Raw genomic sequence first — 19,646 nt, forward strand, 5'->3', positions numbered from 1 at the left:
GACACGAAAAGGCCCCTCGCGCAAGCGAGGGGCCTTTCGCGTACCCTCGGCTAGCCGGTCGTGATCTTCACCGTCCAGGCTCCCGAGGCGGTCCGCCCCTCCACCTCCACCCGCACGCCGTCGCCCGGCACCGTGAAGCTCTCGCCGACACCGACCGGCGCGTCCGCGAGCGGCGGGTAGACGGAGGACTCCCAGCAGGCCTCGCTGTCCGGGTGGGCGTCGACCACCTCGACGGGCCCGCCGCCGGACGCGGCACCGCTGCGCACCCGGTAGACGAGGATGCCGGGCCGGCAGACCCCGACGTCGTTGCCGACCGGCCCGCGAGCCTCGAAGGCCAGAGCGCTGTCGGCCCCGGTGCGCACCACCGCGAGCTTGGTACCGCCGCCCACCCCGAAGGCCGGCGCCCCCGCGGCCCCGACGGCCGGGCTACCCGGGCCCGCGCCGAGCGGCTCGAGGGTCAGCCGGGTCGGCCCGGCCTCCCGTACGCACGCCACCTGCCTCGACTGAAGCCAGCCCAGCTTCCACTTGTGCCAGCCGAACAGGTCGGGCGCCAGTGCGAACTGGCTGCCCATCAGGTCCCAGTCGCCGACGTAGGTGTCCCAGTCGCCCTTGCCGTCGGCCGGGCGCTGGTAGAGGTCCGGCAGGTCGAAGACGTGCCCGGTCTCGTGGGCCAGCACCAGCCGGTCCGGCGGGTGCTGCTCGAACACCGTGACGACCCGCCGGATGTTCGTGCCGTCCGCCCGCAGCGGGGCGTCCAGGTTGACGACCTTCGTCGCGTCGGAGTCCACGCCGGGCGCGTCCGGGTCGGCCACGAAGTAGACGATGTCGTAGCGCGAGAAGTCGACCTGCGCGTCGGCCGCCGCGAGGGCGTCTCGCAGGTAGGCGGCACGGTGCTCGGGACTCCAGTCGCGCTGTATGACGTACGACGGCGACGGCCGTGGCATCCGGATCCAGTGCCGCAGCGCGTGCGGGCGCAGCGAGAACCTGCCGTAGGAGGCGCGCGCGAAGAAGCGACTGGTGGCCGGGAAGTGGTCGGCGGTCAGCTCGGCGGGCGTGGTCAGCGGGACCGAGTCCGGGAAGGACAGGAACACCATCACCGCGTCCAGCGAGCGGGCCGGTTTCGGATAGGCGGCGTTCCACGTGTCCAGGCCCTCCGAGTGGTGGGCCTCGGTGCGCTGGAGGGCGCACGGCGCCGCCGCGAACGGTTCGGCGACCGAGGGCCCGCTGCCCAGCGAGGTCGCGGCGAGCGCCGACAACGTGGTGAGGACGGCCGCCGTGCTGCGCAGTCGGGAGCGCGAGAGCGGACACGGCACAGGGACCTCCGGGTGCGGTTCACGGGACACCGCACCCAGCCTGTGTGTGTTTGTCGTACTACGCCTCGTTTGCCTGCACCAGACGAGTGAGAAGGCCGAGGATTCGTGAGGGTCGACACCCCCGAATCGCTCACGGAACGTCACAACTGGTCAGGCGCCTGAAGGACCCTTCCAGACGCGCGCAGAAACGATCTGTCAGAAGGGTCGGTTGTTCCGGGACACTGGACACCGGCTGGAAGGGCTTGGGGCCAGCCTCTATGATCGGCACACTTTCCTGCCGGACAGCGATCGAGTGCACTGCGGGAGCAAGCGGTGAGCGGAACGTCCGAAGGGCCGACGACCGCGGCAGACCCCGACGGGTCCGCCGTCACAGAGAGTAGTGTTCGCACGTCTCCGGGTACTGAACGTCCGAGTTATCGTTCGGTGTTCACCGCCGCGCCGCTGGCGATGGCGGTCGTCGACCGCGAGGGCATGGTCGTCGGAGCCAACGACATGTTCGGCGCCCTGCTCGGCGCCGGCTCCGAGACGCTGACCGGCCAGGTCGCCGCCGACCTGGTGGACCTGGCCTCGGACGCCCGTACCTGGCACGCCTACCGCGAGGTGCTGCGCGGCCGCCAGGCGAGACTGCGCTGCACGCGCCGGCTCAAGCACCCCGACGGCCACGCCCTGTGGGTGCAGGTCACCGTCGCGCCCCTGGCGGGCAACGAGCCCGGCATCCTGCTGTCGGTCGCCGACATCAGTGCCCGCCGTGAACTCCAGGCGCGGCTTCGGCACTTGCAGATGCACGACCCGGTGACCCGGCTGCCCAACCGCACCCTGTTCTTCGAGCGCCTCTCGGCCGCGCTGGAGGCGGAGTCCTACGAGCAGAGCGGCACCGGCCGGATCGGGCTGTGCTACCTCGACCTGGACGGTTTCAAGGCCGTCAACGACACTCTCGGCCATCGTGTCGGCGACCGGCTGCTGGCGGCCGTCGCCGAACGCCTCACCCGCTGCGCGGACGAGGCGGGCCACGGCCGGGTGAGTGTGCCGCTGGTCGCCCGGCTCGGCGGTGACGAGTTCGCCCTGCTCGTCGAGGACTCCACCGGCACCGAGCAGCTCGCCGACCTCGCCGAGGCCGTTCTGGAGGCGGTCCAGGCGCCGTTCGACCTGGCCGGCCGGCGGCTGTCGGTGTCGGCGTCCATCGGCGTGGTGGAGCGGCAGGCGGCGGGCACCTCGGCGACCGGCCTGATGCAGGCCGCCGACACCACGCTGTACTGGGCGAAGGCGGACGGCAAGGCCCGCTGGACCCTCTTCGACCCGGAGCGCAACGCCCACCGCATGACCCGCCAGGCCCTCGCCTCCACCCTGCGCCCGGCCATCGAGCGCGACGAGTTCGTGCTGGAGTACCAGCCGCTGGTGTGCATGGAGGACGGCCGGCTGCGGGGCGTCGAGGCCCTGGTCCGCTGGAACCACCCGCAGTTCGGCATGCTGACGCCGAATCGGTTCATCGGACTGGCCGAGGAGGACGGATCTATCGTGCAGCTCGGCCGCTGGGTGCTGGCCACGGCCTGCCGCCAGGCGCGGCAGTGGCAGCTCGATCACCCCCACGAGCCGCCGATCTTCGTGAGCGTGAACGTGGCGGTCCGTCAGGTCTGGGATTCCGACCTGGTGGCGGACGTGGCGAAGATCCTCGCGGAGACGGGCCTGGCCCCGCACCTGCTCCAGTTGGAGCTGACGGAGTCGGCCGTGATGGGTTCGGCGGGCCGCCCGCTCCAGGCCCTCCAGGCCCTCAGCGACATGGGCGTGGGCATCGCGATCGACGACTTCGGCACCGGCTACTCGAACCTCGCCTATCTGAGCCGGCTGCCGGTGTCGGTGCTGAAGCTGGACGGGTCGTTCGTACGGGGCTTCCAGTACGAGGGCGAGGGCGTCCCCCCGAACCCGGCCGACGAGGTCGTCGTGGAGGCGATGATCCAGCTCGCCCACCGGCTCGGCCTGACGGTCACCGCCGAGTGCGTGGAGACCTCGGCGCAGGCGTCCCGGCTGCGGCGGATCGGCTGCGACACCGGTCAGGGGTGGCTGTACTCGCGGCCGGTGCCGCCGGATCGTATCTCCGGGTTGCTGGACGTACGGGTGTGACTCCGCCGGCGTCCGCGACTCAGGCGGTCGGCAGGCCGTAGGCGTCCGCGATGAGCTCGTACGAGCGCAGGCGTACGTCTCCGCTGTGGGCGTTGCCCGTGATCATCAGCTCGTCGGCGCCGGTGCGCTTGTGCAGGTCGTCGAGGCCGGAGCGGACCTCGTCGGCGGTGCCGTGGATGACGTTGGCGTTCCAGGAGTCGACGAACTCGCGCTCCATCGGGCTGAAGTCGTAGGCCTCCGCCTCCTCCGGGGTGGGCACCAGGCCGGGGCGGCCGGTGCGGAGCCTGACCATGTTCAGCGCGGCCGCCCTGACCTGCCGGCGGGCCTCCTTCTCGTCGTCGGTGGCGAGGGCGGAGACGCCGATGAGGGCGTACGGCTCGTCCAGGACGGCGGACGGCCGGAAGGACTCCCGGTACAGGTCCAGGGCGGGGACGGTGTTCTGCGCCGAGAAGTGGTGCGCGAAGGCGAAGGGCAGGCCGAGGGAGCCGGCCAGGCGGGCACTGAAACCGGAGGAGCCGAGCAGCCAGACGGGCGGGCGGTGCGGGTCCTGGACGCCGCCGGGGGACGTGGCCTGGACCGGGCCGGGTACGGCGTGGATACGGCGGTAGGGGTGACCGTCCGGGAAGTCGTCGTCCAGGAAGCGGATCAGCTCGGCGAGCTGCTGGGGGAAGTCGTCGGCGCCTGAGTGGATGGGGGTCCCCCCGCTCGAACGAAGTTGAGAGTGGGGGAGGTCCGTGCGGCGCAGGGCGGCCGCGGTGGCGCCGTCCGTGCCGGGGGCGCGGCCGAGGCCGAGGTCCACGCGGCCGGGGGCCATGGCCTCCAGGGTGCCGAACTGTTCCGCGATCACCAGCGGGGCGTGGTTGGGGAGCATCACGCCGCCCGAGCCGAGGCGGATGCGGGTGGTGTGGGCGGCGAGGTGGGCCAGGATCACGGCCGGCGAGGAGGACGCCACGCCCGGCATGGAGTGGTGCTCGGCGACCCAGTAGCGGTGGTAGCCGCGGGTCTCCGCGAGGCGGGCTATGGCGACGCTGGTGCGGAGGGCGTCGGTGGCCGTGCGGCCCGCGCCGACGGTGACCAGGTCCAGTACGGAGAGGGGGGTGGGGGCGGTGCCGTGCGCTGTTCCCCGGGTCTCGTCTGCCGTTGCGGTCACGGTGGGTGCCTCCTGTTGTTGCCGTGCGCTGTCTTGCGCAGCGTTAACAGGAGGCTGTCCCCGTTTATTCCTCTCGGCGGCGGCGTGGGGCCCGCGCCCTGCCGGGGGCTCCGCCCTCAGACCCCCGAGCCCGAGGCCTGTGCCGAACCCACCACCTGGCTCGGAATCACGAAAGGCGCCCCACCAGGGCTAGGGCCTTTGTCCGGCCGAGTCGGGTGCCGGGGGGCGCAGGCCGGGGTCCAGGGGGCGGAGCCCCCTGGGACGGGGCGGGAGTCAGGCCTGCACGATGGGCTCCCTGGTGAACAGCGCCCCCAGCGTCGTCGCGTTCACGCGGCGGTCCGCCAGCCGCAGCGCCTCCCACACCGTGACCTGGTTGGCCGTCAGCACGGGTTTGCCGAGTTCCTTCTCCAGGGACGGGATGTGGGCCGCGGTGTGCAGGGCCGTGTCGGGGAGCAGGACCGCGTCGGCGTCCTCGGAGTCGGCCGCGCGGGCCAGCGCGAACACCTCGGCCTCGCCCCACGTGCCGACCTCCGCCGCCGTGATGATGCCGGAGCCGCGCACCCCGGTCACCTCCAGGCCACCCGCCCGGAGGAACTCCGCGAACAGCGACGCCACGTCGTCGGGGTAGGTCGCGCCCACCGCGACCCGGCCCGCCCCGATCTCCCGCGCCGCGTGCACGAAGGCGAAGGACGTGGAGGAGGCCGGCATGCCCGCGGTGTGGGCGAGGGCGCGCACCTGGTCGTGGGCGCCCTCCCAGCCGAACACGAAGCTGCCGCTGGTGCACGCCCACACCACCGACTCGGCGCCCGCCATGCGCAGTTGCTCGACGCCGGCCGCGAGCCGTCGCGCCGAGCCCATTTCGAGCAGGGCGTCGACCCGGTGGGCGTCCTCGCCGATGTCGGTGTGCACCAGGTCCAGCCGGATGTCGCTCCCGAGGAGCTGCTCGATGCGTGGATAGTCGTCCTCGGCGGAGTGGCCCGGGTAGAGGAATCCCAGCGCTGTCATGTTCAGCCTTCCTGCTGCTGTCCTTCGTCCGGCAGTTTCGGCATGTCCGGAAGTTCCGGCACCACGGGACCGGTCCGCGCCGCCGGATCGATCAGCGCCTGGTACGGTCCCACGGCTCGGGTACCCATTCGGCGCAGGGCCGCCCACATCGTGACCTGGTTGGCCGAGATCACCGGGATGCGCAGTTCCGCCTCCAGTTGGGGGATCACGTCGTACGTCGGCAGGTTGGTGCAGCTGATGAACAGCGCCTCGGCCGCGACGCCCACCGCGCGGCGCGCCATGTCGGCCACGTCCCGGTACGGCACCTTCCAGATGTGCCGGGTCAGGCCCATGTACGCGCACCCGGTGACGGCGACGCCGGCCTCCGCCACGTACTCCTCGAGGGCCCGGGTGACGGACACCGTGTAGGGCGTCACCAGCGCCACCCGTCGTACGTCCAGCTCGGCCAGCGCCTCCAGGAGCGCGCCGGACGTGGTCACCGAGGGCAGCGCGCCCGCACGGGTCATCGCGCCGCACATCGCGCGCTCGCCGACGATCCCGCCGACGAAGCTGCCGGAGGTGCAGGCGTAGGCGACGACCTCGGGGGCGATGGCGGTGAGGGTGCGCACCGCGTCGTGCAGGGTCTCGTGCTCGCTGACCAGCCGGGCGAGGTCGAGACTGACCTCGACGGGGACGTACGGCGTCCGGGTCAGATGGAGGGACACCTCGTCGGGCACCCAGCGCCACAGTTCGCGGTCGAGGGCGAAGTCGAAGGGGGCGACGACACCGACGCCGCGCTGGGGGCGAGGGCCACCCAGAAAGGTAACGTCCATGGCCAGCACCGGCCTCACTGTAAGAAGCGGGAGGAGAACGGACCGTACACACGCCCGTGTTGACGAAGGTAGGTTCGGGTGCGAGCGTGGTCAATCCGCCCTCGTGACGCCCAGGTCACGCACCGGTCACCCGTTCATGTCCGCCCATGTCGGACGGCCCTCGCCGTCCAGAAAACGGCTTCGAATGACCGCATCCGTTTCCGGCCACACTCCGACCCTGCTGGTTCTCGACGCCGATCCACCGCCCCGACTCGGCAGGCTGACCGGCCGGGCCCGGATCGAGCACGCGGACGCCTCGACGCTGGCCGAGCGGCTGCCGTCGGCCGACGTGCTGCTGGTCTGGGACTTCGCCTCGCACGCGGTGCGTGCCGCCTGGCCCGGCGCCGGCCCCAGGCCCCGGTGGGTGCACACGGCGAGCGCGGGCGTGGACCATCTGATGTGCCCCGAACTGGCCGCGTCCGACACGGTGGTGACCAACGCGCGGGGCGTCTTCGACCAGCCGATCGCCGAGTACGTCGCCGCGCTGGTGCTGGCAATGGCCAAGGACCTGCCCCGGACCTGGGACCTCCAGCGGGAGCGGACCTGGCGGCACCGCGAGTCGCAGCGGGTGGCCGGCACGCGCGCGTGCGTCGTGGGTTCCGGGCCCATCGGGCGGGCCGTCGTCGCCACCCTCAAGGCGCTCGGCATCACCACGGCCCTGGTCGGACGCACCCCGCGCACCGGCATCCACGGCCCCGAGGACCTCGACCGGCTGTTGGCCCGCGCCGACTGGGTGATCGCGGCGGCGCCGCTGACGGAGCAGACGCAGGGCATGTTCGACGCCCGGCGGTTCGGCGTGATGCAGCCCTCGGCGCGGTTCGTCAACGTCGGCCGGGGACAGCTGGTGGTCGAGGACGCGCTGGCCGAGGCGTTGTCCAAGCGGTGGATCGCGGGCGCGGCCCTGGATGTCTTCGAGCACGAACCGCTCACCCCCGACAGCCCGTTGTGGCAGGTCCCGAACCTGATCGTGTCCCCGCACATGAGCGGCGACACGATCGGCTGGCGGGATGAACTCGGCGCACAGTTCGTGGAGTTGTACGAGCGCTGGGAGGCGGGCAGACCGCTCACGAACGTGGTCGACAAGAAGCGGGGCTACGTCCCCGGACGCTGAACTCCCCACGGCTGGAGGGTGCATGACGGACCTGGACACCGATCTCACCGGACTGAGTGCCGTACGGCTCCTCGACGGTTACCGCAAGGGCGAGTTCAGCCCCGTCGACGCGACCCGGGCGGCCCTGGAACGGGCCGAGCGGATCCAGCCGGAGGTGAACGCGTTCGTCCGGCTCACCGCGGACGAGGCGCTCGCGCAGGCGCGGGCGTCGGCCGAGCGGTGGCGGCGCGGCGAGCCGGCCGGTCTGGTGGACGGCGTGCCGGTCACGGTGAAGGACATCCTGCTGCTGCGCGGGGCGCCGACCCTCAAGGGCTCCAGGACGATCACGGAGCAGGGCCGCTGGGACGAGGACGCCCCTTCGGTCGCCCGCCTCCGCGAGCACGGTGCCGTCTTCCTCGGCAAGACGACGACCCCGGAGTTCGGCTGGAAGGGCGTCACGGACTCCCCGCTGAACGGCGTGACCCGCAACCCGCACGACCCGACCCGCACCGCCGGCGGCTCCAGTGGCGGCGCGGCGGCGGCCGTGGCGCTGGGCGCGGGTCCGCTGGCGCTGGGCACGGACGGTGGCGGCAGCGTCCGGATCCCGGCGGCGTTCTGCGGGATCTTCGCCCTGAAGCCGACCTACGGCCGGGTCCCGCTCTACCCCGCCAGTGCCTTCGGCACCCTCGCCCACGTGGGCCCCATGACCCGGGACGCGGCGGACGCGGCCCTGCTCCTGGACGTCATCGCCACCCCCGACTCCCGCGACTGGTCGGCCCTCTCGCCGCCGCCCGGCTCCTTCACGGCGGGCCTGGCGGGTGGGGTGCGCGGCCTGCGCGTGGCCTACTCCCCCTCCTTCGGCGGCCAGGTCGCCGTCCGGCCCGCGGTCGCGGCGGTGGTCCGGCGGGCGGTGGAGCGTCTCGCCGAACTCGGCGCGTACGTCACGGAGGCGGACCCGGACTTCACCGACCCGGTGGACGCCTTCCACACCCTGTGGTTCAGCGGCGCGGCCCGCGTGACCCAGCATCTGGGCCCCCGGCAGCTGGAGTTGCTCGACCCCGGGCTACGGGAGATCTGCGCCGAGGGCGCCCGTCTCACCGCCCTCGACTATCTGGCCGCGGTCGACGTCCGGATGGAACTGGGCCGCCGCATGGGCCGTTTCCACGACTCCTACGACCTCCTGGTCACCCCGACCCTGCCGCTCACCGCCTTCGAGGCGGGCGCGGAGGTCCCGAAGGGCTCGTCCCACCGCCGCTGGACCGGCTGGACGCCGTTCACCTACCCCTTCAACATGACCCAGCAGCCGGCGGCCTCCGTGCCGGTGGGCGTGGACGCCGACGGGCTGCCGGTGGGCGTGCAGTTGGTGGCGGCCCGGCACCGGGACGATCTGGTGCTGCGGGCCGCGCACACGCTGTACGAGGCCGGGGTCACACCCTCCGGAAGCTGAGCGACTCCCCGAGCGCGCCCGACCGCCACAGGTCGTTGCACCCCTGGGCCAGTTCCTCCAAACCCTCCACGATCTGGCCCCAGACGATGCCCGGCACCCACCCCACATCCCCGTTGAGCAGCAGGTTGTTGCGTTCGTAGAACAGCGCCAGGTCCACGACGGTCGTGCCCGGCCGCACCTCACGGTCGTAGCCGTAGGACTGCGTGCCCAGTTCCGACCCGGCGAAGGAGAAATAGCAGAGATCTCCCGGAATGGGGGTGACTGTCGTGTTTTCCAGGGGTGGTTCCGATGTCGCGAAGGGCGGGAAGAGGGCATAGATCTCGTTGCGTGCGTATTTGGCGTGGTAGACGTCACCGGCCAGGGGCAGGGCGTCCCAGACGGCCGCGCAGGTGATCGGCGCACGGTCGTCGAGGAGTTTGGCCGTGCCGGTGATTCCGCGCTTGACCAGCGAGACTTCGATGTAGCGATCAGCCATGCGTTCCATGGTCCCCCGCCGGTCAAGAGGGCGTCGTCGCGGATCGGGGCCGAAACCGGTCTGCATAACCTGCTTGGTCTCGGGTAGCCGCGCCGCCATGGCTCCACCACTGGAACATGGTTCACACACGTCCGGGACCACACGCCGGTCGCTGCTCGCGGGGGTAGCGGCGCTCGGCGCGCTGGGCGCCGCCGGGTGCTCGCGCGTGGCCACCGCGTCCACCACCAAGGGCGGTGATCTCCTCGACCGGCTGAAGGCGCAGGGCGTCGTACGGCTGGGAATAGCCGGCGAGATCCCCTTCGGGTACATCGACAAGAACGGCGACATGACCGGCGAGGCGCCGGAACTCGCCAAGGTGATCTTCAAGCGGCTCGGGGTCGACCGGGTCCAGCCCGTGCCGACCGAGTTCGGGTCGCTCATCCCGGGGCTGAACTCGCAGCAGTTCGACGTCGTCGCCGCCGGGATGTACGTCAATCCCGAGCGCTGCGAACAGGTCATCTTCTCCGACCCCGACTACCAGATGCTCGATTCCTTCATCGTGCGCAAGGGCAACCCGAAGGGGCTGCACGACTACAAGGACGTCGTCGAGAAGAAGGCCAGGTTCGCCACCGGGACCGGGTACGCGGAGATCCAGTACGCCGTGGACGCGGGGTACGACGAGGGCGACATCCTCATCGTGCCGGACCAGGTCGCCGGGCTGAACGCCGTGGAGGCGGGCCGTGTCGACGTCTTCGCCGGCACGGCGCTCACCACCCGGGAGGTGGTGAAGAAGTCCGCCAAGGCCGAGGCCACCAAGGCCTTCGCGCCGCTCGTGGACGGCAAGCCGCACGTGGACGGGGGCGCCTTCGCCTTCCGGCTCACCGAGACCAACCTGCGCGACGCGTTCAACGTCGAGCTGCGGAAGCTGAAGAAGAGCGGGGAGTTGTTCCGCATCCTCAAGCCCTTCGGGTTCACCGAGGCCGAGATGACCGACCTCACGGCGAAGGAGTTGTGCGGCGGATGACCTCGGGACTCTGGGAACTCGTACTCAAGGGGATATGGACCACCGTCCAGCTCCTCGTGTTCAGCTCGCTGCTCGCCGCGGCCGTGGCCTTCGTCGCCGGCGTCGCCCGCACCCACCGGCTGTGGATCGTCCGCTTCCTTGCGGGCCTCTACACCGAGGTGTTCCGCGGCACCTCCGCGCTGGTCATGATCTTCTGGGTGTTCTTCGTGCTGCCGATCGCCTTCGGCTGGCAGCTGGTCCCGATGTGGGCCGGCACCCTCGCGCTGGGGCTGACCTACGGGGCGTACGGCTCCGAGATCGTGCGCGGCGCCCTCAAGGCCGTCGACCCGGCCCAGCAGGAGGGCGGGATCGCGCTGAGCTTCACGCCGTGGCAGCGGATGCGGCTGATCCTGCTGCCGCAGGCGGTGCCGGAGATGATCCCGCCGTTCTCCAACCTGCTGATCGAGCTGCTCAAGGGCACCGCGCTGGTGTCGGTGATGGGCATGGGCGACCTGGCGTTCAGCGGCAACCTGGTGCGCCTGGCGTTGCAGGAGAGCACGGAGATCTACACGTATCTGCTGCTGATCTACTTCGCGATCGCCTTCCTGCTCACCCGTGTGATGCGGGGGCTGGAGAAGAAGCTGAAGGCGGGCGTCGGCAAGGCGCCCGCGCGCGGGGTGTCCGTCAAGGACGAGCTCACGCGACCCCAACGGACCGGTGTCGGCGGCGGCGGAGGTGCCTCGTGAAGTGGGACTGGAATGCCGTGGACGGCTTCATGCCGTACTTCTGGGACGGCCTGCTCGTCACCCTGCAGGCCCTGGTCCTCGGCTCGTTGATCTCGTTCGCGCTCGGACTGGTATGGGCGCTGCTGATGCGCACGCCGTCGCGCTGGGTGCGCTGGCCGGTCGGCGTGGTCACGGAGTTCGTGCGCAACACCCCGCTGCTGGTGCAGCTGTTCTTCCTCTTCTACGTGCTGCCGGAGTGGGGCCTGACCCTGTCGGCGCTGACCACCGGCGTGATCGGCATCGGGCTGCACTACTCGACGTACACGATGCAGGTCTACCGGGCCGGCATCGAGGCCGTGCCGGCCGGTCAGTGGGAGGCGGCCACCGCGCTCAACCTGCCGGTGGCCCGGACCTGGCGGGTGGTGATCCTGCCGCAGGCGATCCGCCGGGTCGTGCCGGCGCTCGGCAACTACGTCATCGCGATGCTCAAGGACACGCCGATGCTGATGGTGATCACCGTGCTGGAGATGCTCGGCCAGGCGCGGCTCTTCTCCCAGCAGCACTTCCAGTTCACCGAGCCGCTGACCGTGATCGGCGTGGCCTTCATCCTCATTTCCTACCTGGCCTCACTGCTGCTGCGAGCCCTGGAGCGACGTCTTGTCCACTGACACCGTCAAGAACCCCGAGACCAACCCCGAGAAGCACCCCGGCGAGCTGATCCGTCTGGAGCAGGTCACCAAGCGGTTCGGGGACAACACCGTCCTCGACCACCTCGACTTCTCCGTCCAGGCGGGCAAGCACGTCACCCTCATCGGGCCGTCCGGATCGGGCAAGACCACGATCCTGCGGCTGCTGATGACGCTGACCAAGCCCGACGAGGGCACGATCACCGTCGACGGACAGCAGCTGTTCCCGGCGCCGGAGAAGCAGGTCCGCGAGATCCGCAAGAAGATCGGGATGGTGTTCCAGCAGTTCAACCTGTTCCCGAACATGACGGTCCTCAAGAACATCACCGAGGCTCCCGTCACCGTGCTCGGGATGTCCAAGGACGAGGCCGAGGAGCGGGCCCGCGACCTGCTGGACCTGGTGGGGCTCGCCGACAAGTGCGACGCCCGGCCGACCCAGCTGTCCGGCGGCCAGCAGCAGCGGGTGGCGATCGCCCGGGCGCTGGCGATGCGGCCGCAGGTGCTGCTGCTGGACGAGGTGACGTCCGCGCTCGACCCGGAGCTGGTGGCCGGCGTCCTGGACGTGCTGCGGGACATCGCCCGCAGCACCGACATCACGATGCTCTGTGTGACCCACGAGATGAACTTCGCCCGCGACATCTCCGACCAGGTCCTGATGTTCGACTCCGGCCGGGTCATCGAGTCGGGGCCGCCGGAGCAGATGTTCAGCGAGCCGGAGCAGGACCGGACGCGAGAATTTCTCAGCGCGGTTCTGTGACAGCGGGAAGTGACCGAAGTTCAATGTCCGAGGTCCGGGCGGCGGGTCATGACGCTGGCATATGCCAGCGTGCCGGAGTCCCTGCTGAGAGGGGTGCCGGACCGACGTAATCTCGTCAACAGCCGCTCATTACAGGCCTCTTGCCCGCTATCGTGGAGGGGATTCGCTGTCCGGATTACGGCCCAGTAGAGCTTCCGAGCGAGCGCAGGGGGAACACCGTGGCGCTGATGCACGAGCCGGCCGCGCCGTACCACTCGGCCCAGGACGCCCTGCGCGTCCTGGAGACCGTGTCGCGGCACACCACCGGAGTCACCGACACCCGTCTCGCCCGCCTGACCGGCCTCAGCCCGGAGCGACTGACCACGCTCCTGCTGATGCTGCGTCGGGAGGGCTATGTCGAGCAGGTCGCCGACGGTGCCTATGTCACCGGCGCCGCCCTCACCCGCCTGGGCTCCTCACAGGAGCGCGACCAGGCCCTGCGCGAGAGGCTCCAGCACACGCTGGACCGGCTGCGCGACTCGATCGGCGCCGCCGTCTACATCAGCCGGTACGTGGACGGCGAGGTCACCATCGCCCAGTACGCCGACGGCCCCGGGACCCCCTCGGTCAACGAGTGGGTCGACTTCCGCTACTCGGCCCACGCGACCGCGCTCGGCAAGAGCCTGCTCGGTCAGCTCGACCACAACGGCCGGCGCGACCACCTCTCCCGCCACAAGATGGCACGCCTCACCTCGCGCACCATCACCAGCGACAAGCTGCTGCTCTCCCGTCTGGAGACCCAGCCGCCCACGGTCCCCCACCTCGACCTCCAGGAGTACGCCGTCGGCACGGTCTGCGCGGCCGTACCGATCACCGCCGGATCCTCGGTGGGCTGCCTGGCCCTGTCGCTCCCGGTCGAGCACGCCCACCGGCTGCGCCAGGCGGCCGACCGGCTGAACCGGGGAGCGGCGCCCCTCCTGCTGTCCCTGGCGATCTGAGGGTGGTCGGAGGCACCCCCGGAGACCGGGTACTATTTTCTCTGTCGTCGGCCGCCGAGAGGTGGACGGCGAGAGTCATGCGCCGCTAGCTCAGTTGGTTAGAGCAGCTGACTCTTAATCAGCGGGTCCGGGGTTCGAGTCCCTGGCGGCGCACAGATGAAGGGCTCCTCGTGGACACGAGGGGCCCTTCGGCGTCCGCCGTGGTCAGCCTCCGGTACGCCTGCTCCCCGGGCGGCCGCCACCACACCGGGTCGGCGCACCGGACCCCCTCCCTCCTGAGCAGCGCCCGGTGGATCTTGTTCGTGGCCGTGACCGGCATCCGCTCCACCACCCGCACGAACCGGGGCGCCATCTTCGTCCCCAGGTCCGGCTGGGCGAGCAGGAACGCGGCGAAGGCCCGCGGCTGGAAGTCACCGGCGATCGCCGCCATCACCTGGTCGCCGGTCACCGGGTCGGGCACCGCGTACACGGCGACGGCGTCCGCGCCCTCGTACCGGGCGAGGATGTTCTCGATCATCGCGGCGGCCAGGTTCTCGCTGTCGACGCGCAGCCGGTCGTCGGTGCGGCCGGCGAAGTAGAGGTAGCCGTCGGCGTCACGGTAGAAGAGGTCACCGGTCCAGTACCCGTCGTCGCGCCGCCGCTCCGCCTCGGCCGCCGGGTTGCGCCAGTACCCCTCGAAGGGGCTGGCGCCGCGGTTCACCAGCTCGCCGATGGCCTCGTCGCCGTTCAGCAGCCGCCCGGCCGCGTCGAAGAGAGCGGGCGGGCACTCCTCGCGGGTGGCCGGATCCAGCACCACGAGTCCGTCGGCCGCCGGGCCGACCGCGCCGGGCGGGGTTCCCGGCCGCCACTGGATCGCCGCGCCGCCCTCCGACGAGCCGTACCCCTCCACCAGCCGCACCCCGAACCGCCGCTCGAAGGCCGCCGCGTCCACCGCCCCCGCCTCCGTGCCGAAGCCGAGCCGCAGCGGATGGTCCTGGTCGTCGGCGCGCGGCTCGGTGGCGAGGAGGTACTGGATCGCCCGCCCCACGTACGTGAAGTACGTCGCCCGGTAGGCCCGTACGTCCGACAGGAACCGGGACGCGGAGAACCGCCGGCGCAGCGCCACGCCCGCTCCGGCCGCGAGGGCGGGCGCCCAGTCGGCGATGACCGCGTTGCCGTGGAACATCGGCATGCAGACGTAGTGCACGTCGTCGGGGCGTACGGCGAACTGGCCGGCCAGCGAACGTCCTGCCGCGGCCAGCCTGCCCTGGGAGCAGAGCGCGGCCTTCGGGGCGCCGGTCGAGCCGGAGGTGAAGTAGAGCAGCAGCCGGTCCCCCGGGCGGGCCGGGGAGGCGTCCGGCCGCGCGTCGGCGTAGGGGGCGAGCAGGTCGTCGTACTCCGGTGAACCGGTCACCACAACGCGTACGCCGGGAAGTCGCAGGCCGGTGAGCAGCGGCAGGTGGGCGCGCTCGGTGACCAGGATCCGGCACTCGGTGTGCAGGATGTCGCGGGCGAGTTCGGCCCCCCGGCGGGTGGGGTTGATTCCGGCCACGGCGGCTCGCGCGAGGGCGGCGGCACTCAGCCACAGCGGGTATTCGGGGGTGTTGTCGAGCAGGACCCCGACATGCGGCTCGGCGTCCGGCGGCAGCAGGTCGGCGAGCAGCGCCGCCCGGGCCGCGGCGCCGGCCGCCACCTCGTGGTGCGTGAGCACCCGGTCCTCGCACCACAGCCCCGGACGGTGGTCGCCCCACCGGCCGGCGACGAGTTCGGCCACCGTGCGCGCCTTGGACTCCATGACCGGGCACGTTAGCTGACGTACCGTCAGATGTGGAGCCCCGGGCGCGAGGCCGTCCGTCAGGCGAACGCCAGCAGCGCCAGGGCCATGAAGCCGAGGCAGAACACGGCGATGGTGCCGAGGAGCGCCAGCAGGCAGCCGGTGCTCGCCGCCAGTTGCCCGCGGGCCGGCGCCTTGGCCGTGGCCCGCTCCGGGTGGTGTGCCGCGTAGTGCACGATGACGATGTCGCCCTCGACGGTCGTTCTCGGGCCGCCGCCCTCGTCGAACCGGACGACGCGGCCCTCGCGCGTGACGAACTCGTAGACGTGGTGCAGCGTCGTGTGCACGGACGTGTTGCCGCCGCCGCTGGTCGTCGTGTACGCCCGCAGACAACGCGCCTGGGCCGTCAGTCCGCTGTTCCAGGCGCTGCTGACGACCTGGGCACGACGGATCACCGCGTACGCGGCGACACCCACGATCCCGATGATGAGCAACGGCGGCATGACGAAGAAGAACGCTTGCACGGTGTCCCCCGATGTTCCTGCACCAGCCCTGTTCGGCGGCGTGTGGGGAACCTACCCGTGGGGAGTGCCGGGCTTTCTCAAGTAAGGCTCAGAGTTCCGGCGCCCCCCACGGGCGGCGATCAGAACGTGACGTCGGAGCAGGCGTAGAACGCGTTGGTCGTGTCCGCGACCGTCCACACCGCGACGATGACGTGCCGGCCGCTCAGGCCGGACGGCAGGGTGCCGCTGTGCGAGAGCGTGGACGGGGGCCGCTGGCCGCCGTAGGGGACGGTCAGGAACGGGGTGAGGTTGAGGTCGGAGCGGGCCAGGTCGTGGTTCTGGTTCCAGCCCGCCCTGGTGACGTAGTACTTGAAGTCGCTGGTGGCGTGCATGGCCGTGAACTGCCAGCGGAACGTGTGACTCTGACCGCCGCTCACCCGGGTCGCGGGCCAGGCCGTGCCCGCCGGTGTCCGCGGGCGGTCGAGCTGCGCGAAGCGCGTGTTGTTCCCGGAACATATCCGCCCGTCGGCCGGGCCGGAGGCGGGGAAGCCCTTGGGGCCCTCGACGCTCTGCGGCTCCCACTGGATGTCGCCGCAGTTGGTCACGGAGCCGTTCTGGCAGAGCTTCTGACGGCTGACGGGGAGGTCGGTGTAGCCGTGGCCGCTCGCGCCGCCCGACGAGAGCACGAGGGCTCCGGTCGTCGTGAGGCCGAGCGCGGCGGCGTACCACTTGGTCTTTTTGCGCATGCTGCCGCTCCTGGAGAACGTGGGGGAGGTTCAGTGAGCCGTGCAGGTAGGTCTAGACCAAGTCCCAGATTATGGGCACCTCTTGAACATGTCCATACCAATCAGGAGGTCGCTTCGCCCCGCCCCGCGCAGAACGCCACCGTCAGGTCCTTCACCAGCGCCTTGCGTTCGTAGTCGTCCAGTTCCACCAGGCCCCGCATGGTCAGCCGCGTCACCGTGTCCTCCACCGAGTCCACCACCGAGGTGAGCACGCTCGCCCGCTGCTCCGCGTCCAGCGCGGCGATCCGGCGCCGGTGCATCGCGGAGGCCACCTCGGGCGCGTACTCCACCCGCACCGGCCGCACCGAGAACACCTCGATCCCGACCGGCGCCGCGTCCGCCGCGACCAGCCGGGTCAGCGCGTCCCCCGCCGCGTCGGCGCAACCCCGCCCCGACCCGGGCATCTCCACCGGCAGCCGGGCCAGCCCCGCCTCCACGCACTCCCGCAGATACGTCTCGTGGTCCTCGACACCCAGCGTGGCCCGCGCGGTGTCCCGCACCCGCCACACCACCAGGGCCACGGCCCTGAGCGCGACCCCGTTGGCGTCGGCCGCGGGCATCGGCTCGCTGCGCCAGTGCCGCAGCCGCACGTCCACCCGGCGACGCAGCAGCAGCGGGTTGACCCACAGCAGGCCGGTGCGCCGGACCGTGCCCCGGTAGCGGCCGAACAGCCCGAGCACCCAGGCCCGCCCGGCCCGCCCCCGGGCCAGCCCGCCGAACCCGAACAGCCCGAGGGCGCCCGCACCCGCGTACGCCGCCCACTGCGCGGGCCCCAGACCCGCCCCGGCGTACGAGGGCAGCGCGAGGGCCTGCGCCGCGAGCGGCGGCAGCGCGCCCGCCCACCACGAGGTGAGCAGACAGCCCGCCGTGCCGCAGGTGCCGGCGAACACGCCCACCGCTCCGGGCAGCACCCGCGCGGGCCGTTCGGTCAGCGCGGGATCCACCTCCGGCACGGTCCGGGGCTTCGAGGCCACCGGGCGCCGGAAGCGGGGCTGTTCACCGGTCCCCTGCCGGCGCCCCACGACCGCGGGCCGCAGCGGCACCGCCACCGGCTCGGGTTCGTCGCGGAACAGCAGGTGGACGGGGATCTCGGTGGTCGACTCGTTCTGGATGAGCCGGGCGGGACGGGCGGGTCCCTCGGACTCGGGGGTGTGTGAAGTGGTCGTGCTCATGCGTGCCTCCAGCCTCCGCGCCAGATGCGTCACAACAGGGGGTACTTCGGGGGTCCGTCAGGCGGTGATGCAGGGGGTGATGCCGGGGGCTGCCGGGGTGGTGCCGGTCGCGCCTTCGGTCGCGCTCGCGGCCGTCCTTGCGGCGGGGCCCGGGTTACGAGAAGAGCCGCCGCCAGGTCTCCGGCCCCGGGTAGCCGTCCGCCGCGCCGCCCCGCCAGCCCTGGGCGCGCTGGAAGGCCTCGACGCCTCGCCGGTCCGCCTCGCCCCAGCGCGGTCCCGGGCCGGCCGTGTAGTACCTGCCGAACCCCTTCTTCACCAGCTGCTTCCCGAGCCGGGTCACGTACGCGTTGTCCGCCCCGGGCCGGAACGCCGCCCGCCCCGGATAGCCGGGCACCCCGTGGGAGGAGGGTGCCGCCGGAGCGGCCGCCTGGGCCGTGACGTCCTTGCCCTGCCCGGTCACCAGCAGCGCCCAGGTCCGGGGTCCCGGCAGCCCGTCGGCGTCCCGGCCCCACCAGCCCTGGGCCAGCTGGAAGGCCTGGGTCGCCCTGCGGTCCGCGTCCGACCAGCGCGGGCCGGGCCCGGAGGTGTAGTGGCCCCCGGCCCCGCGCTCGACGAGCATCCGGCCGAGCCGGGTGACGTGCTTGTTGTGGGCGCCCGGGCCGAAGTACGCCGTGCCCGGGAACGCCGTCGGGACGGGAGCGGCCGGCTTCGCGCTGTCCGGCTCCGGCCCCGCCGTGCCACCGGCGAGTCCCTTGTACCGGTAGGCGAGGTACCGGTCGGAGTGGCTCCAGTAGGCGTACGGGGTGGACTGCCGGCGGGCGTGCGGGCGGGTCGCCTCGTAGGCGACGTAGGAGGTGTGCGTGTAGTCCGTCCAGCCGCCGAAGATGACCACGTGGGATCCCTTCTCGGGATCCGCCGGGTTGTGGAAGAGCAGGATGTCCCCGGGCTGCAGATCGTCCTTGGCGATCCGCACCCCATACCGCTCGAGGCTGCCCGTCCACTCGTTTCCGGGCAGATTCCAGGCCATCGACACGAACCCCGAGCAGTCCTGCCGGTACCCGTCGGACCAGTACCCGTTCATGTTGTACGGCACCTTCGCGGCGACCCACAGCTTGGCCCGTCTGATGATGTCCGCGCGGGTGGTCTCGGGGGTCTTCACCGGGGCCGCCTGCCCCGTGGGCCGGCCTCCCGGCCCGTGCAGCGGAGCCTTGTCCCCCTGCGGGGTGTCGGGCTCGTCACCTGTGGGAACGCCCGGCCGGGCGGGCGCGTGGGGGGCCGCGACGGCCGGTGCCGCCTGGCCGGCGACGAACGCCGTGGAGGCCGCCGCGGCGAGGATCACCGCCCGGTGGGCGGCGGGATGACGGCCGGCCGGGGACGACGGGGAACGCGGCAGGACGCGCCGCCAGTGAACGCATCCGGGGCAGTCGCAGTCGCTCGCGGGATCGATTTCCTCGAAGACCGGAGTCGTCATGCGATTCCTCTCACACTCCAGATGGAAATGTTCGCATCTGTGCACATTCGCCAGTTTCTCAACTGTCGTCCCGACGCGCATGCTGACGGTCCGAATGATGTACGCGCGCCCCCTCCCGGGCCCGGCCGGTGGTCCGGAGCACCCCCGGGGGTCCGGTAGAGTTGTGCAGGTCAGCAGGCGCCGCTAGCTCAGTTGGTTAGAGCAGCTGACTCTTAATCAGCGGGTCCGGGGTTCGAGTCCCTGGCGGCGCACAGACACGACAGGCCCCTCGCCTCGGCGGGGGGCCTGTCGGCTGTCCGGCCGGGGTCTCCGGCACCTCGCTGTACACAATGGCTCCACAAGCTCCCCACAGGCGCCACAATGAACGCGTATGACCGGTAAACACC

General features: G+C 71.7%; 18 protein-coding genes and 2 tRNA genes. 10 read left to right on the forward strand and 10 right to left on the reverse strand.

Annotated elements, in window-relative coordinates; genetic code table 11:
- Positions 1–50: 50 nt before the first annotated feature.
- Entirely contained in the window at positions 51–1,313 is a 1,263-nt protein-coding gene (locus AQJ84_RS33300) for a M6 family metalloprotease domain-containing protein (RefSeq protein WP_030040350.1), read from the reverse strand.
- A gap of 312 nt (positions 1,314–1,625) precedes the next feature.
- Here AQJ84_RS33300 and AQJ84_RS33305 point away from each other — a divergent pair, with 312 nt between their 5' ends.
- Positions 1,626–3,431 (forward strand): putative bifunctional diguanylate cyclase/phosphodiesterase, encoded by a 1,806-nt coding sequence (locus AQJ84_RS33305; RefSeq protein WP_053191178.1) that lies wholly within the window; start codon positions 1,626–1,628, stop codon positions 3,429–3,431.
- 19 nt (positions 3,432–3,450) lie between these two features.
- Here AQJ84_RS33305 and AQJ84_RS33310 read toward each other — a convergent pair whose 3' ends face one another.
- The 3 genes from AQJ84_RS33310 to AQJ84_RS33320 form a co-directional block, all read right to left on the reverse strand.
- Positions 3,451–4,581, reverse strand: coding sequence for an LLM class flavin-dependent oxidoreductase (locus AQJ84_RS33310; RefSeq protein ID WP_053191174.1), 1,131 nt, complete (start codon positions 4,579–4,581; stop codon positions 3,451–3,453).
- Positions 4,582–4,854: 273 nt separating this feature from the next.
- Positions 4,855–5,586 (reverse strand): maleate cis-trans isomerase family protein, encoded by a 732-nt coding sequence (locus AQJ84_RS33315; RefSeq protein ID WP_030040355.1) that lies wholly within the window; start codon positions 5,584–5,586, stop codon positions 4,855–4,857.
- Positions 5,587–5,588: 2 nt separating this feature from the next.
- Entirely contained in the window at positions 5,589–6,398 is an 810-nt protein-coding gene (locus AQJ84_RS33320; RefSeq protein ID WP_030040356.1) for a maleate cis-trans isomerase family protein, read from the reverse strand.
- Positions 6,399–6,582: 184 nt separating this feature from the next.
- On the opposite strand from AQJ84_RS33320, the gene AQJ84_RS33325 reads away from it, so the two are divergent.
- Both AQJ84_RS33325 and AQJ84_RS33330 read left to right on the forward strand, forming a co-directional pair.
- Complete coding sequence (locus AQJ84_RS33325) at positions 6,583–7,548, forward strand: D-2-hydroxyacid dehydrogenase (protein WP_030040357.1); 966 nt, start codon at positions 6,583–6,585, stop codon at positions 7,546–7,548.
- A 22-nt stretch (positions 7,549–7,570) separates the two neighbouring features.
- Positions 7,571–8,974: an amidase gene (locus tag AQJ84_RS33330; protein ID WP_030040358.1), complete on the forward strand. Its 1,404-nt coding sequence runs from the start codon at positions 7,571–7,573 to the stop codon at positions 8,972–8,974.
- Here the strand turns inward: AQJ84_RS33330 and AQJ84_RS33335 are convergent.
- Positions 8,955–9,449, reverse strand: a complete 495-nt coding sequence (locus AQJ84_RS33335) for a DUF3830 family protein (RefSeq protein ID WP_030040359.1) — start codon at positions 9,447–9,449, stop codon at positions 8,955–8,957. The two genes, AQJ84_RS33330 and AQJ84_RS33335, sit on opposite strands and share 20 nt — an antisense overlap.
- A 97-nt stretch (positions 9,450–9,546) precedes the next feature.
- Between AQJ84_RS33335 and ehuB the strand changes: the two genes are divergently transcribed.
- From ehuB to AQJ84_RS33365, 6 genes are all read left to right on the forward strand, one after another.
- Entirely contained in the window at positions 9,547–10,452 is a 906-nt protein-coding gene (gene ehuB, locus AQJ84_RS33340; RefSeq protein WP_078631868.1) for an ectoine/hydroxyectoine ABC transporter substrate-binding protein EhuB, read from the forward strand.
- On the forward strand, positions 10,449–11,177 hold the full coding sequence (gene ehuC / locus AQJ84_RS33345) for an ectoine/hydroxyectoine ABC transporter permease subunit EhuC (protein WP_030040361.1): 729 nt from the start codon (positions 10,449–10,451) through the stop codon (positions 11,175–11,177). The genes ehuB and ehuC overlap by 4 nt, the downstream gene beginning before the upstream one ends.
- Positions 11,174–11,824, forward strand: coding sequence for an ectoine/hydroxyectoine ABC transporter permease subunit EhuD (gene ehuD / locus AQJ84_RS33350; RefSeq protein ID WP_030040362.1), 651 nt, complete (start codon positions 11,174–11,176; stop codon positions 11,822–11,824). The genes ehuC and ehuD overlap by 4 nt, the downstream gene beginning before the upstream one ends.
- On the forward strand, positions 11,814–12,599 hold the full coding sequence (ehuA, locus tag AQJ84_RS33355) for an ectoine/hydroxyectoine ABC transporter ATP-binding protein EhuA (RefSeq protein WP_053191172.1): 786 nt from the start codon (positions 11,814–11,816) through the stop codon (positions 12,597–12,599). Before ehuD ends, ehuA begins: the two co-directional genes overlap by 11 nt.
- Positions 12,600–12,817: 218 nt before the next feature.
- Positions 12,818–13,576: an IclR family transcriptional regulator gene (locus AQJ84_RS33360; protein ID WP_030040364.1), complete on the forward strand. Its 759-nt coding sequence runs from the start codon at positions 12,818–12,820 to the stop codon at positions 13,574–13,576.
- Between the two features lie 79 nt (positions 13,577–13,655).
- A tRNA-Lys gene (locus AQJ84_RS33365) sits at positions 13,656–13,729 on the forward strand.
- Here AQJ84_RS33365 and AQJ84_RS33370 read toward each other — a convergent pair.
- The 5 genes from AQJ84_RS33370 to AQJ84_RS33390 form a co-directional block, all read right to left on the reverse strand.
- Positions 13,695–15,350: an AMP-binding protein gene (locus AQJ84_RS33370; RefSeq protein ID WP_079022655.1), complete on the reverse strand. Its 1,656-nt coding sequence runs from the start codon at positions 15,348–15,350 to the stop codon at positions 13,695–13,697. The two genes, AQJ84_RS33365 and AQJ84_RS33370, sit on opposite strands and share 35 nt — an antisense overlap.
- A gap of 59 nt (positions 15,351–15,409) precedes the next feature.
- Entirely contained in the window at positions 15,410–15,853 is a 444-nt protein-coding gene (locus AQJ84_RS33375; RefSeq protein ID WP_030040365.1) for a DUF3592 domain-containing protein, read from the reverse strand.
- Between the two features lie 119 nt (positions 15,854–15,972).
- Complete coding sequence (locus AQJ84_RS33380; protein WP_030040366.1) at positions 15,973–16,578, reverse strand: lytic polysaccharide monooxygenase auxiliary activity family 9 protein; 606 nt, start codon at positions 16,576–16,578, stop codon at positions 15,973–15,975.
- A 101-nt stretch (positions 16,579–16,679) separates the two neighbouring features.
- Positions 16,680–17,789, reverse strand: coding sequence for an SPFH domain-containing protein (locus AQJ84_RS33385; RefSeq protein ID WP_059198893.1), 1,110 nt, complete (start codon positions 17,787–17,789; stop codon positions 16,680–16,682).
- A 154-nt stretch (positions 17,790–17,943) separates the two neighbouring features.
- Positions 17,944–19,260: a peptidoglycan-binding protein gene (locus tag AQJ84_RS33390; RefSeq protein ID WP_030040368.1), complete on the reverse strand. Its 1,317-nt coding sequence runs from the start codon at positions 19,258–19,260 to the stop codon at positions 17,944–17,946.
- A gap of 177 nt (positions 19,261–19,437) precedes the next feature.
- On the opposite strand from AQJ84_RS33390, the gene AQJ84_RS33395 reads away from it, so the two are divergent.
- A tRNA-Lys gene (locus AQJ84_RS33395) sits at positions 19,438–19,511 on the forward strand.
- Positions 19,512–19,646: the final 135 nt, after the last annotated feature.

It is taken from the genome of Streptomyces resistomycificus (assembly GCF_001514265.1).
Lineage (GTDB): Bacteria > Actinomycetota > Actinomycetes > Streptomycetales > Streptomycetaceae > Streptomyces > Streptomyces resistomycificus.